We start from the raw sequence: 12,288 nt of genomic DNA on the forward strand, positions 1-12,288 counted from the left end.
GGTTACCCGAGCCCCTTCGGCTACGAGCGAAACGGTATTAGACGCTCACGCCGAAGTCACGGGCGATACCGGCCAGCCCGGACGCGTAGCCCTGGCCGACGGCGCGGAACTTCCACTCCGCCCCGTTGCGGTACAGCTCGCCGAAGACCATGGCGGTCTCGGTGGAGGCGTCCTCGGTGAGGTCGTAGCGCGCGAGTTCGGTGCCGTTGGAGCGGTCCACCACGCGGATGTAGGCGTTGCGGACCTGGCCGAAACTCTGTCCGCGCGAATCGGCTTCGTAGATCGAGACCGGGAAGACGATGGCGTCGATGGTCGGCGGGGTGTTGGCGAGATCGACATTGATGACCTCGTCGTCGCCTTCGCCCTCACCGGTGCGGTTGTCACCGGCGTGCTCGATGGAGCCCTCGGGCGACTTCAGGTTGTTGAAGAAGACGAAGTGCCCGTCGGAGACGACCTTCTTCTCCGGGTTGAGCGCGATGGCGCTGGCGTCCAGGTCGAAATCGGTCCCGGTGGTGGTCCGCACATCCCAGCCGAGGCCCACCGACACCGCGGTAAGGTTCGGGGCCTGCTTCGTCAGCGAAACATTGCCGCCCTTGGACAAACTGACACCCATGCGGGATTCCTTCCGTTGGAAAGTCTTGTGGCGTTAGTGGTTCCCAGCATGTCCGAATCGCCGGGTCCGTGACTACGACCCTAGTAGCTTTCCGACGACTTGGGGGCCAACAAGCTGAGGCCATCCCGTGAATCGTGGGGCGCGCCGCCTTTGTAAACGCGCGGGCCGGACACACCGGTCATCTCATACCATCGGGGCGTGGCAGGGCGTAGGCGCGGATGGTTCCGGTCGTCCCGGGACAACCAGTGGGTGGAGCAGGCCCGGGGGGTGCTGACGCCCGCCTTCTTGGACATGGATCGCCGACAGAGCATTGCCGAGGGTGCGGCGCACGCCTCCGCGCAGATGTTTCCCGAGCGCGGGGTGATGGCGCGGTGGGAGCCGGTGCGGGCGCGCTGCTACGAGGCGGCGGGGGCGTATATGGCGCTCAACGAGCGGCTGGACCAGGCCGAACGCGACGGCCCCCGGGTGCCGCAGCCGGAGATCGAGGCCGTCGTGCACCGGCTCGCCGATGCCGCGCGGGGGGTGGACGAGTTCTATCGGGGAGATCAGGCGCACCTCGAGCACGCGGTGGCGGTGTACGGGTCGGTGCCGCAATTGGTGGCGCAGGTGCGCGGGGCGGCCGAGCGGGCGCTGCTGGCCATGGCCGATTCGGCGTACGCGGGCTACCCCTCGGTGCGCCGGGCGGGGGCCGCGGTGGATGAGGGTCTGATCACACTGGATGCGGCCGCCAGCACTGGTGTGGGGGCGGCGCGGGAGGCCGCGACGCGGCTCGAGACGCTGACCCGGGCGCTGTCAAGGGCACTGGAAGACGCTCCCGGCAAACAACATTCGGCTACCACCGCGTTGTCCTCGGCCAGTACCCGGCTGGCCGCGGCCCGAACTCGCCTGGAGCGGATCGGCCCGGCCTTCTCCACCCTGCTGCGAGAATTCAACGCTGCGAGTTCGGCGGATTTGGCGAACAATGAGCGTGAAAGTCGACAAGCCATCGATGCCGCCGAGGCCGATCTCACACGCGCCCGGACGGCCTTGGCGAAAAATGATCCGGAGCAAGCCCTTGACCTGACCACATCCGCGCGTGCGCACCTCGCTGTCGCCGAGGAACGGGCCGATGCCGTTACCGACCGGCTTACGCTGTTGCGAGAGGTGCGGGCCGACCCGCAGCAGAAGGTGAAGGCGGTCCGGTTCAAACTGCGTGACGCGCAGATGCTCGCCGTACACCGCGACCTGGTCGCGGAGTGGGGTTCGGTACTCGATGCCCAATCCGACCGGATAGATCGGGCCACTGCTGGACTGACCGGTCGGCATCCTGACTATTGGGCGTACGTGTCCGAACTCGATGCCGCCGCCGCGTTCATCGCCGGGGTGGTCGACCGCATGAGAAATACCGAGACCTAGCAACGCAGAGAAAGATCGGGGGCCGATGACCGCGAGCACCACCGGTTCGGAAGTCGTGACCGTCCCGGTCTCGCTCTTCAAGCGCACGCCGCTGCGGCATTTCCGGCAGCTGCCCGGCCCCGAGATGCGGCACATGTTCCACCGCGCCCCCGAGGCCTTCGGCGGCTCCACCGACCGCGACCTGCTGGCCATGGCCCTGGGCGCGACGCTGTACGTGCCCGCCACCCGCGCCGATCTGGCCGCCACCATCTCCCGGCGCGCCGAGCGCGGGGTGACCTCCATGGTCATCGACCTCGAGGACGCCGTCGCCGATCACGAGCTGGAGTTGGGCAAGCGGGCGGTCGCGACCACCCTCGACACCCTGGCGGCGGGCACCGACGCTCATCCGCTGCTGTTCGTGCGGGTGCGCGATGCCGACACCGTCGGCGAGATCGTGGACGTACTGGGCGGCGGGGCCAGCGCGCTCACCGGATTCGTCTTCCCGAAATTCGACAGCGGCAGCGGGGCCAAGTACCTCGACGCCGTCGCGGAGGCCTCGGAACGGTTGGGGCGCACCGTCTTCGGCATGCCGGTGCTGGAATCGCGGGCGCTGGTGCACCGGCAGACCCGCGACCACGAGCTGAACCACATCCAGGAACTGCTGTCCCAACACCGGGAGCGGGTGCTGGCGGTGCGGGTCGGGGCGACCGATATGTGCTCCACCTTCGGTATTCGGCGCGACCGCGATCTCACCATCTACGACGTGCGGGTGGTGGCCGATGTCATCGCCGATATCGTGAACTATCTGGGCCGCACCGACGGCACGGGCTTCACCATCACCGGGCCGGTGTGGGAGTACTTCGCCGATCACGAGCGCATGTTCCGGCCGCTGCTGCGCACCTCGCCGTTCGCCGAATCGGATGCGGTGCCGTTCCGCCAGTACCTGGTCAGCCGGGATCTGGACGGGCTGCTGCGCGAGATCACCCTCGACCGCGCCAATGGCATCCAGGGCAAGACCGTCATCCACCCCTCGCACGTGGCGGCCGTGCACGCGCTGTCGGTGGTCACGCACGAGGAGTACGCCGACGCGCTGCACATTCTGGAGGCCGACGCCGGGGGAGTGGCGGCCTCGGAGTATCGCAACAAGATGAACGAGATGCGCCCGCACCGCAGTTGGGCCTTGCAGACCCTGCTGCGCGCGCGGGTGTTCGGTGTCACCAACAAGGGTGTGTCGTTCGTGGATCTGCTGAAAGTACTGGTGGCATTGTGAGTTTCGCGCCGTGGGCGACACGGGAACTGGGTTTGGCACTGCGGCACGAGGACGCGCTGGCCGAGTGGAGTATCGCCGAACTGATCGAACCGGGGCTGCGGCGCAACCCGCGCCGGGCGCACCTGCTGGTCTCGACCGTGCTCGGCAAGCACCTGCCGACCGATCCGCATCGGGTGATCGACGCGGGGAACCGGTTGGGTGACCTGGTGCTGAAGCTGCTCGACGGTCCCGCCGTGGTGCTCGGATTCGCCGAGACCGCAACGGGTCTCGGGCACTGTGTGGCCGCGCGCATCGAGGCGCGGTGCTATCTGCACTCCACGCGGCGCGACGTCCCCGGGGCGCGGACGCTGACCGGCTTCGAGGAGGGGCACTCGCACGCCACCTCGCACCTCTTGCAGCCCATGCCCCCGCGGATCTTCGCCAACGACCTGCCCATGGTGCTGGTGGACGACGAGATCTCCACCGGCGCAACGGCTATCGACGCCATCCGGGCGCTGCACGAATTCATGCCGCGCTCCCACTACATCCTCGCCTCGCTGGTGGACATGCGCACCGAGGCCGACCGCACCGCGTTCGACAAGGCCGCCGCCGAACTCGGCGCGCGCATCGACACCGTCTGCCTGGCGACCGGCCAGACCCTGCTCCCCGACGGTCTGGTGGATGCGGTTGCGGCACTGCCCGATCCGGAACTGAACCCGGTGTCGGACGAACGCGGTTCGTTCACCCGGATCGAGCTGCCGTGGCCCAACACCGTGCCCGAGGGCGGACGGCACGGCCTGTTGTCCTCGGACGCACCGGCTTTCGACACCGCCGTGGCTGTAGCGGCCGAGCGGTTGCGTCGGGAATTGGCCGCGGTGCCGTCGCGCACCGGCCGTGCCGACGAGGTGCGGCCGGTGATCGTGCTGGGCCACGAGGAGCTCATGTACCTGCCGCTGCGGTTGGCGGCGGCGCTGGCCGAGGACGGCATCCCCACCCGGTACCAGACCACCACCCGCTCCCCGGCCTATGTGCTGGACGAACCCGGCTACCCGCTGCGTCGCGGATTCCGTTTCACCGCACCGGAACCCGATGACGCGCCGCGCTTCCTCTACAACGCGCGATGGCCCGAACCCGGGCTGTCCGATCCGATTCTGCTGGTGGTCATCGACGAACCCGCCGATACCGACCGGCTCACCGGCCCGGGCGGGCTCATCGATGTGCTGACCGCCTCCGGCGCGGATGTCGCGCTCGCCGTCATCCCCGGTGCGGACCCCCGCGCACTGCATGCCGCGCGCGCGGCGCTGCCCGAACCATTGCGCGGTCCCGACTTCGGCTCCTACGCCCCCGACGAGGTGGCGTGGCTGCTCAAGGATCTGTCCGACGTCGACCTGGAAGCCGAGGTGGCGGAACGGGAGCAGCGGATTCAGGCGGGCGAGGCGCACTACGCGGAATCGCTGCCCGTGGAGTATCAGCCCGACGCGGCGTATCGGGAGTTGTTCGACCGGGTGCTCGAGGAGAGCGCCGAGCGGTTGGCCCTCGCCGTCGCCACGGTCGCCGAACTCGTGGTGGCCGAGCGCGGCGAGGATGTCGTGCTGGTGTCGCTGGCGCGCGCCGGGACGCCGGTGGGGATCCTCATGCGCCGGTGGCTGCGGTTCCGCTCACCGGCGCTCGACGCACCGCACTACGCGGTGTCCATCGTGCGCGATCGCGGCATCGACGCCACGGCGCTGGATTACCTTGCCCGCCACCATGATCCGTCGAAGGTCGTCTTCGTGGACGGCTGGACCGGCAAGGGCGCGATCACCCGCGAACTCTCCGAGGCCCTCGACGCCTACCACGCCGCCGGTGGCGCGCGATTCGACGACGAGTTGGCGGTACTCGCCGACCCGGGGGCTTGCGTGCGCACCTACGGCACCCGCGATGACTTCCTCATCGCCTCCGCCTGCCTGAATTCCACGGTCTCCGGGCTGGTTTCGCGCACGGTGCTCAACGACACCCTGATCTTGCCGGGTGATTTCCACGGCGCGAAGTTCTACCGCGACCTCGCCGCCGACGATGTCTCCGGCCGCCTGCTCGACCAGGTGAGCGCCAAGTTCGAGGCGGTGCGCCCCCGCGTCGCGGAAAGCGTTGCCGCCGTGCTGGCTTCCGATCGCACCCCCACCTGGGCGGGCTGGGCGTCGGTGGAGAAGGTGCGGGCCGAGTACGGCATCTCCAGCGTGAATTTCGTGAAACCCGGTGTCGGCGAGACCACCCGCGTACTCCTGCGCCGTATGCCCTGGAAGGTGCTGGTGCGTGAGGAGCACGCCCCCGACCACGCACACATCCGGCTGCTGGCGCGGGCGCGCGGGGTGCCGGTGGAAGTCGTACCCGATCTGGCGTATGCCTGTATGGGACTGATCAAGGACGTGAAGCAGTAATGGTTCGAAGACCGGCGCTATCCCGCAATACCCTGATCGCCACCGATCTGGACCGCACGATGATCTACTCGCGCAATGCCTTCGGCGCGGACGCGAACCTGCGCACCGTCTGCGTGGAACATCTCGAGGGCGCACCCCTGTCGTTCATGACGACCACGGCGGCGCAGCGGATGCGGACCCTCACCGAGCCCGCCGCGGTCGTGCCGACGACCACGCGAACCATCAAGCAGTTCAACCGGATTCGACTACCCGGCGCCCCCTGGCGTTACGCCGTCACCAGCAATGGGGGCAATATCCTGGTCAACGGCGTACCCGATATGCGCTGGCGCATCGACCTCGACGCCGAGGTGCGCGCCGCCAGCGCCACGCTCTCCGAAGTCAGCGCGGAACTGCGCGGCCGCATCGACGATTCCTGGGCGACCAAATTCCGGATCGCCGACCACCTGTTCTGCTACCTGGTGGTGAAACCCAAGCTCGTCCCCGCCGATTTCCTCGCCGAATGGGACAGCTGGTGCCAGGCGCGCGGGTGGTCCGCCTCCCAACAGGGCCGCAAGATCTACACCATGCCGAAAGTGGTCTGCAAGAGCCGCGCGGTCGCCGAGGTGCGCCGCCGCCTCACCGAATCCGGAGAACTCGATACCTCGGCAACCTATCTGGCCGCCGGTGACGGCGCGCTCGATGCCGAAATGCTGCGCGCCGCCGACTCGGCCATTCGTCCCCGGCACGGGGAGTTGGAGCAGTTGAACTTCACCCACCCCAATCTCACCATCACCCGTACCGCGGGCATTCTCGCGGGCGAGGAGATGGTGGACTGGTTCCTCAGCGCCAGCGGTCGAGCAGGCGATTCGCCTCGGTAGCCAGCGCGCGCTGTAGGAACGGCCCGAAACTCACTCGGGCGACGCCCAATTCGGCGAAGTAGGCGCGGTCGCCGACCTCGGGCAGGCCGATGGCGTTGACCGGAAGCGGCAGTTCGCGACACAGGCGACGTTGCACATCCGGTTCGTGGCGGCCCACCGGGTAGAGCACGTCCGCGCCCGCTTCGGCGGCCAATTTCAGTCGGGTGACGGCGCTTTCGAGGCGATCGGCCGGTGCTTCGGCGGCGGCGCGCAGGAAGACGTCGGTGCGGGCGTTCACCACCACGTGCACGCCCGCCTTGTCGGCGCACTGGCGCAATTCGCCGACCAGATCGGCGTGTTCCTGCGGGTCGCGCAGGCGACCGCCCTGGCTGTGCACGGTGTCCTCGATATTGAGGCCCACCGCGCCCGCCTCCAACAGGCCGTCGATGAGCCGGGCGGCCTCGAGGCCGTAGCCGGATTCGATATCGACCGAGACGGGAATGTCCACGGCCGAGGTGATTTCACGAATGCGGGCGAGGACATCGGTGAAGTCCATGCCCTCCTGGTCGCTCTTGCCGAGGGAGTCGGCGAGCGGATGACTGCCGACGGTGAGCGCCGCGAAACCGGCCTCCTGCACCAGCGTCGCCGACCACGCGTCCCATACCGTCGGCAGGATCGCCGGGTCGCCGGGCCGGTGCAGTGCGAGGAAGGCCGCCGCCTTGTCCTTCAGTTCGGTCATGCCCTCGATCCTGCGCCTCCGGACCGCTTGGCGCTATGGGTGGTTCATGCCATTCGGTCCGTGATCTGCGCCACTCAGCAGGGCGCGGATGCGTTCGATGGCGGTGGCGGCCTCCGGACCGGTGGCGGTGACCGTGACCGTATGCCCCCGCTCCGCGCCCAAGGTCATGACCAGACTCAGGCTGTTGCCGGGCACCGGTCCCGCGCCGGTGCTGGCATTGCGCAGGTGCACCTGCGCGTCCAGATCCCGCAGGGCGGAGACCAATTGCGCCGCTGGCCGGGCGTGCAGGCCGTGTTCGTCGCTGACCGCCACGTCGGCGCGCACCTCCTGGGGCGGTGCGGGGATAGCCGCCTCGCTCGTCGCGGGTGTGGCGGTCTCACCGACCTGGGCGCGTTTGCCGTCCAACGCGCGATGGGCTTCGTGTGCGGCGGTTTCCAGATCGGCCCCGCCACCGGCGGCGGCCAAGGCGGCGACCAGGCCCTCGACCACGGGCGCCCCGCACAGGCGCACCTCGTGTGGACGCTCGAGCAGATCGAGGGCGGTCTCGGCGGAGAGCACGGCGCTGCCGAGATCCATGAGCACCAGGACCCCGTCCCCGGAGTCCGCCGCCGCGATGGCCCCGGCCACCGCCACCGCGTCGGTGCCGAAGGTGCGCTCGTCCAACCCGGCGGCGACTTCGATCCGAACGCCTTGGGCCGGAAGCAATTCCGTCGCCAGGGCGACGGCCGCGTCGGCGAGCGCGCGGCTGTGCGAGACGACGACCAGGCCGATCATCGCAGTGCCTCGCGGGCGGCTCGAATCAGCAGGGCGGCACTGGTCGCGCCCGGATCCTGATGTCCCACACTGCGTTCGCCGAGGTAGGAGGCGCGGCCCTTGCGGGCGAGCAGCGCGGTGGTGGCATCACGGCCCTGCTCGGCGGCGCGCACGGCGGCGTCGAACGCCTCGGCCGCCGAGCCCCCCTCGGCGAGCGCGGTGTCGAGGGCGTCGACGGCCGGAGTCAACGCGTCCACCATGGTCTTGTCGCCCGGCTCGGCCTTGCCGCGCGCCACCACGCCGTCCAGTCCGGCGCGCAGCGCCTTCGCCAATTCCGCGGTGTCCGAACCACTTTCGAGCGCGCTCGCGCACCGCAGGAAGAACGTCCCGTACAGCGGCCCGCTCGCCCCGCCGATACTGCGAATCAACACCATGGCCGTCTGCTTGCACACCTGCGCCGGATCGCTGGCCCCCGACTCCTCGAGCGCCGCCACCGCCGCCGTCATACCGCGCCGCATATTGTCGCCGTGGTCGGCGTCGCCGATGGCCGCGTCCAGGGCCGTGAGCTGTTCGGCGTTCTCCTCGATGAGCGCGGCGAAGGTCCGCACCCACGACGCCGCGTCGATGCCCATGCTCACACTCCCCAGCGCAGGGCCGGTGTGCGAACGGGCGCGTCCCACAACGAGATCAGCTCGTCGTCGAGCTGGGTCAGGGTGACCGAGCAGCCCGCCATCTCCAGCGACGTGACGTAGGGCCCGACCAGCGAGCGGGCGATCTCGATGCCCTGGCCGCGCAGTATTCGCGCGACCTCGTCGAACATGAGGTACAGCTCGAGCAGCGGTGTCGCGCCCATACCGTTCACGAAGCACAGCACCCGATCCCCACCGCGGAACGGCAGATCCGCGATGATCGGCTCCATCAGCATGGCGGCCACCTCGCGCGCCGGGGCCAGCGGCACCCGCTCGCGGCCCGGCTCGCCGTGAATGCCGATGCCGATCTCCATCTCGTCGTCACCGAGTTCGAAGGTCGGATGCCCCGCGGCGGGCACCGTGCACGAGGTCAGGGCCATCCCCATACTGCGCGAGCGGTCGTCGACGGTGCGGGCCACCCGCGCCACCTCCGCCAGCGGCATACCCTGTTCGGCCGCCGCCCCGGCCATCTTCTCCACCAGCACGGTCGCCCCGACCCCGCGCCGCCCGGCCGTGAACGTGCTGTCGCGCACGGCCACATCGTCGTCGACGATCACCGCCACCACCTCGGACCCGGATTCGGCCTCCGCCAGCTCGGCCGCCATCTCGAAGTTCATGACATCGCCGGTGTAGTTCTTCACGATGTGCAGCACCCCCGCCCCGGCGTCCACGGCGGCGGTGGCCGCGAGAATCTGATCCGGCACCGGCGAGGTGAATATCTCGCCGGGACACGCGGCGTCGAGCATGCCCAATCCCACGAATCCGGCGTGCAGCGGTTCGTGCCCCGAACCGCCGCCGGAGACCAGCCCCACCTTGCCCGGCCGCGGCGCGTCCGCGCGCAGCACCAGCCGCTGCTTCACATCGACCCGAAGATCGGGATGCGCGGCCGCCATTCCGGCCAGCGCCGTCTCGACCACATGGGCGGGACCGTTGATGAGCTTCTTCACCGCATCACCCCTTCGCCGAAGGACCGTTCGGATTCAGGCTGCCACCGCCACCGCCCGAATGCTCCGGATTCGACCGTTATTCGGTGTTCGCGGCGTCGTCGGACGCGGTCTCGCCATCGAGGGTCTTGGTGCCGCCCGTGACCATGGCGGTGCCGTCCTCGAGGGTGTTGGCCAGCTCGATATCGGCGACCAACTGCACCACCAGCTCGCGCAGCGGCGAGGTCGGCAGATGATGGGCCGCGAATTCGAACGGCTCGGAGATATCGAGCCCGCCCTTGGCCGCCGCCACCAGCACCCAGGGGATGCCCACCCCGTCCGGTGCGACGCCGAGCTGTTCGCGCACCACCTCGGCGGTGTCGTTCATGAGCCCGGTGCGCTTGGCCACCGCCTCGGTCATCAATTCGTCGAGTTCGGCGCGGCGCGACTCCAGCTCACCCATATCCGCGCCGCGCTCCTGCGCCCGGGTGGTGCGCACCGAGCCGTCCTCGTAGACCTGGAACCCCTCGTGAATGGCCGTACTGCCCAGATCGACCTCCACCTCGGCGAGATCGGGCAGCGCGCGCAGGCAGTCCAGCACCGCGTCCAGCGCCGTGACCAGCCGATCGCGAATCTCGCGCCGCCGCACCCGTTCCCGATCGGCCTCCTCGCGCTCGGCCAGCACCTGCTCCACGGCGCGGCCTATCCGGAAGGCCAGGGCGGTCGATTCCGGTGCCCACCCGCCGTGCGGCACGTACTCGCCCTCGCGCGGGGTGACGGTATCGAGGAAGACGTTCACGGCGTCGAGCAGATCGTGCAGCTGTTGCGAAGACACGCCCGGCTGCCGGAACGCCCGCAGATACTCCTCGTGCGTTCCCGTCGGATCGACTCCACCGTCGCTCACCCAGCCGATCCTGCCATGAGCGAACGACCGAACGGGTCACCTGCGGCCGACAACCGGCACGCCCGCACGAGTGCCACCACTCAGCGGTGTTGCTGTCCGCCCAACTGCTGCATGATCACGCTCTGGAGTCGCTGCAGGCCACCGGGGGTCATACCGGTCTGCAACTGGCCCTCGATGGTGCGCACCAGATGCGAGTCGTCGAGCACCTTCTCGCTGGACTGGATGAGCACCGTACCCGCCCCGGTGAAGTCGAACTGGCGCTCCTCACCGGAGTTCACGCCGAAGCGCGCGGCACCGGCGGCGAGGAAGCTCGACACCCAGCGCTGGTCGTAGTGATGGCTCGGCGACGGGCAGTCCGCCCAGCCCACCAGCGCCTCGGGATCCACCCGCAGCGGCGGTTCGGCGAACATGACCGGGCCGTTGGAGGAGGCCAGGAATTTGCCGGTGCCGATGAGGGTGAGGAAGCCGGGGACGATCGACTGGTTCAGCGACAGACCGGGTTCGAACGCCAGCAGGTTCGCGGCGCGAATGGTCAGATTGCCGTCGTCGAGGTCGTAGGAGTTGATGTCGTAGCCGCGGTCGCCGATGATCAGCTTCCCGTGGCCCTCGGCGACCACGTAGTCGCCGCTGAACAGCGGGGCCGAGAACTGCTGCGACACCATGTGCATGAGATTGCCCTGCAGCCCGTGCGACAGCGGCTGGAACCGCATATCGCCGTAGTAGGCGATCATCGCGCCCTTGCGCATGAACCACGGGCCGGTCAGGTCGATGTTGTAGGCGTAGCTGTTGCCCGGAATGTTGTCGCTCTCACCGAGATTCATCGGATTGAGGATCTGCGGGGCCTCGCCCTGATAACCGGCGGCAGGATTCGGAAAGCCTTGGGCGGGATCGGCATACCCGGGCTGTGGCGCGTAACCCCCTGGGGCGGGCTGATATCCGCCGGGCGCGGGCTGGCCGTACCCCGGCTGCTGGTAGCCGCCCGGCGGCTGCTGATAGCCGGGCTGCTGGTAGCCGCCCTGATTCGGCTGTCCGCCCGGGGTATTCGGGTATCCGCCTGGATTCTGGTAACTCATCGCTTCACAGCTTCTCTTCGGATGCCTGTACGTATACGACGCCTTGGCCGACGCAGTGCAGCTGCATGGCCTCACCCGCGCCGCGGCCGACCGCGTCGCGCCAGCTCATCGCCGTCTTCAGCTCCGTCTGCACATTGCCGTAGGCGGCCACGAAGGCCTGCGGGTCCACCACCACCGGATTCGGCCCGCCCACCTGTAGTTCCAGGAAGCCGCCGTGGCCCAGCAGCACCGCCGCCCCCTGTCCGGTCAGCTGCGTGGTGAACATGCCCTGACCGGTCAGCGCACCGGTGGCCGCGCCGCGAATCGCGCCCATGATGCCGCCGCCGCGACCGCCCTGGCCGCCGCCCGAACTCATCACGGACACAATCGAACTCTGTAGGTTCGCGGTATTGGCCAGCAGGCGCGACGCCTCCACGCGCAGGGTCGCGCCCGGCTGCATCTGCACCACCTGGACCTCCAGGCCCGCGAAGCCGTAGTGCACTTCGCCATTGCCCTGCGCCAGCATGGTGCGTTCGTGCTCACCGGCCATCATGCGGCCCGCCATCCCCATGAGGCCGCCCATACCGCCCATTTGGTTGGCGCCGGGAACCTGATGCGGGGCGAAGGAGATATCGCCCTGGTAGAAGAGCATCGCGCCGGTGCGCGCCACCACGCCGCCCGCCTGACCGACATTCACCTTGACGACTTTGCCGTTCACTTTTTCGAACATCGCGTGAAA

The 12,288-nt window shown here is 69.1% G+C and carries 12 protein-coding genes; 4 read left to right on the forward strand and 8 right to left on the reverse strand.

Annotated elements, in window-relative coordinates; all coding sequences use genetic code 11:
* Positions 1–37: 37 nt before the first annotated feature.
* Positions 38–613, reverse strand: coding sequence for a TerD family protein (locus ACIBH2_RS30300; RefSeq protein ID WP_397123674.1), 576 nt, complete (start codon positions 611–613; stop codon positions 38–40).
* A 198-nt stretch (positions 614–811) separates the two neighbouring features.
* Between ACIBH2_RS30300 and ACIBH2_RS30305 the strand changes: the two genes are divergently transcribed.
* From ACIBH2_RS30305 to ACIBH2_RS30320, 4 genes are all read left to right on the forward strand, one after another.
* Entirely contained in the window at positions 812–2,008 is a 1,197-nt protein-coding gene (locus ACIBH2_RS30305) for a hypothetical protein (protein WP_397123676.1), read from the forward strand.
* 124 nt (positions 2,009–2,132) lie between these two features.
* The gene (locus tag ACIBH2_RS30310) at positions 2,133–3,257 is read left to right on the forward strand and encodes an HpcH/HpaI aldolase/citrate lyase family protein (protein ID WP_397124269.1); all 1,125 of its coding nucleotides are present in this window, start codon (positions 2,133–2,135) and stop codon (positions 3,255–3,257) included.
* Complete coding sequence (locus ACIBH2_RS30315) at positions 3,254–5,653, forward strand: phosphoribosyltransferase (protein ID WP_397123678.1); 2,400 nt, start codon at positions 3,254–3,256, stop codon at positions 5,651–5,653. Before ACIBH2_RS30310 ends, ACIBH2_RS30315 begins: the two co-directional genes overlap by 4 nt.
* A complete protein-coding gene (locus tag ACIBH2_RS30320; protein ID WP_397123680.1) occupies positions 5,653–6,510 on the forward strand; it encodes an HAD family hydrolase in 858 nt (285 codons plus the stop codon). The genes ACIBH2_RS30315 and ACIBH2_RS30320 overlap by 1 nt, the downstream gene beginning before the upstream one ends.
* Here the strand turns inward: ACIBH2_RS30320 and ACIBH2_RS30325 are convergent.
* The 7 genes from ACIBH2_RS30325 to ACIBH2_RS30355 form a co-directional block, all read right to left on the reverse strand.
* The gene (locus tag ACIBH2_RS30325) at positions 6,473–7,228 is read right to left on the reverse strand and encodes an isocitrate lyase/phosphoenolpyruvate mutase family protein (RefSeq protein WP_397123682.1); all 756 of its coding nucleotides are present in this window, start codon (positions 7,226–7,228) and stop codon (positions 6,473–6,475) included. The genes ACIBH2_RS30320 and ACIBH2_RS30325 overlap by 38 nt on opposite strands.
* A 33-nt stretch (positions 7,229–7,261) precedes the next feature.
* A complete protein-coding gene (dhaM, locus tag ACIBH2_RS30330; RefSeq protein WP_397123684.1) occupies positions 7,262–8,002 on the reverse strand; it encodes a dihydroxyacetone kinase phosphoryl donor subunit DhaM in 741 nt (246 codons plus the stop codon).
* The gene (gene dhaL / locus ACIBH2_RS30335; protein ID WP_397124271.1) at positions 7,999–8,613 is read right to left on the reverse strand and encodes a dihydroxyacetone kinase subunit DhaL; all 615 of its coding nucleotides are present in this window, start codon (positions 8,611–8,613) and stop codon (positions 7,999–8,001) included. Before dhaL ends, dhaM begins: the two co-directional genes overlap by 4 nt.
* A 2-nt stretch (positions 8,614–8,615) precedes the next feature.
* Positions 8,616–9,617 carry a dihydroxyacetone kinase subunit DhaK gene (dhaK, locus tag ACIBH2_RS30340; RefSeq protein ID WP_397123686.1) on the reverse strand — a complete coding sequence of 334 codons (1,002 nt, stop codon included), beginning with the start codon at positions 9,615–9,617 and terminating at the stop codon, positions 8,616–8,618.
* A 76-nt stretch (positions 9,618–9,693) separates the two neighbouring features.
* Positions 9,694–10,497, reverse strand: a complete 804-nt coding sequence (locus tag ACIBH2_RS30345; RefSeq protein ID WP_397123688.1) for a hypothetical protein — start codon at positions 10,495–10,497, stop codon at positions 9,694–9,696.
* 80 nt (positions 10,498–10,577) lie between these two features.
* Positions 10,578–11,318, reverse strand: coding sequence for an AIM24 family protein (locus ACIBH2_RS30350; RefSeq protein WP_397124273.1), 741 nt, complete (start codon positions 11,316–11,318; stop codon positions 10,578–10,580).
* Positions 11,319–11,574: 256 nt separating this feature from the next.
* Positions 11,575–12,279 (reverse strand): AIM24 family protein, encoded by a 705-nt coding sequence (locus ACIBH2_RS30355; RefSeq protein WP_397123690.1) that lies wholly within the window; start codon positions 12,277–12,279, stop codon positions 11,575–11,577.
* Positions 12,280–12,288: the final 9 nt, after the last annotated feature.

This window comes from Nocardia sp. NPDC050406, from assembly GCF_044459025.1.
Classification (GTDB): Bacteria; Actinomycetota; Actinomycetes; order Mycobacteriales; family Mycobacteriaceae; genus Nocardia.

Coding starts and splice junctions, on each gene's coding strand:
- ACIBH2_RS30350 (WP_397124273.1), bottom strand. CDS start 11,318: ATGAATCTCGGTGAGAGCGACAACATTCCGGGCAACAGCTACGCCTAC.
- ACIBH2_RS30310 (WP_397124269.1), top strand. CDS start 2,133: ATGCGGCACATGTTCCACCGCGCCCCCGAGGCCTTCGGCGGCTCCACC.
- ACIBH2_RS30300 (WP_397123674.1), bottom strand. CDS start 613: ATGGGTGTCAGTTTGTCCAAGGGCGGCAATGTTTCGCTGACGAAGCAG.
- ACIBH2_RS30320 (WP_397123680.1), top strand. CDS start 5,653: ATGGTTCGAAGACCGGCGCTATCCCGCAATACCCTGATCGCCACCGAT.
- ACIBH2_RS30325 (WP_397123682.1), bottom strand. CDS start 7,228: ATGACCGAACTGAAGGACAAGGCGGCGGCCTTCCTCGCACTGCACCGG.
- ACIBH2_RS30355 (WP_397123690.1), bottom strand. CDS start 12,279: ATGTTCGAAAAAGTGAACGGCAAAGTCGTCAAGGTGAATGTCGGTCAG.
- dhaM (WP_397123684.1), bottom strand. CDS start 8,002: ATGATCGGCCTGGTCGTCGTCTCGCACAGCCGCGCGCTCGCCGACGCG.
- dhaL (WP_397124271.1), bottom strand. CDS start 8,613: ATGGGCATCGACGCGGCGTCGTGGGTGCGGACCTTCGCCGCGCTCATC.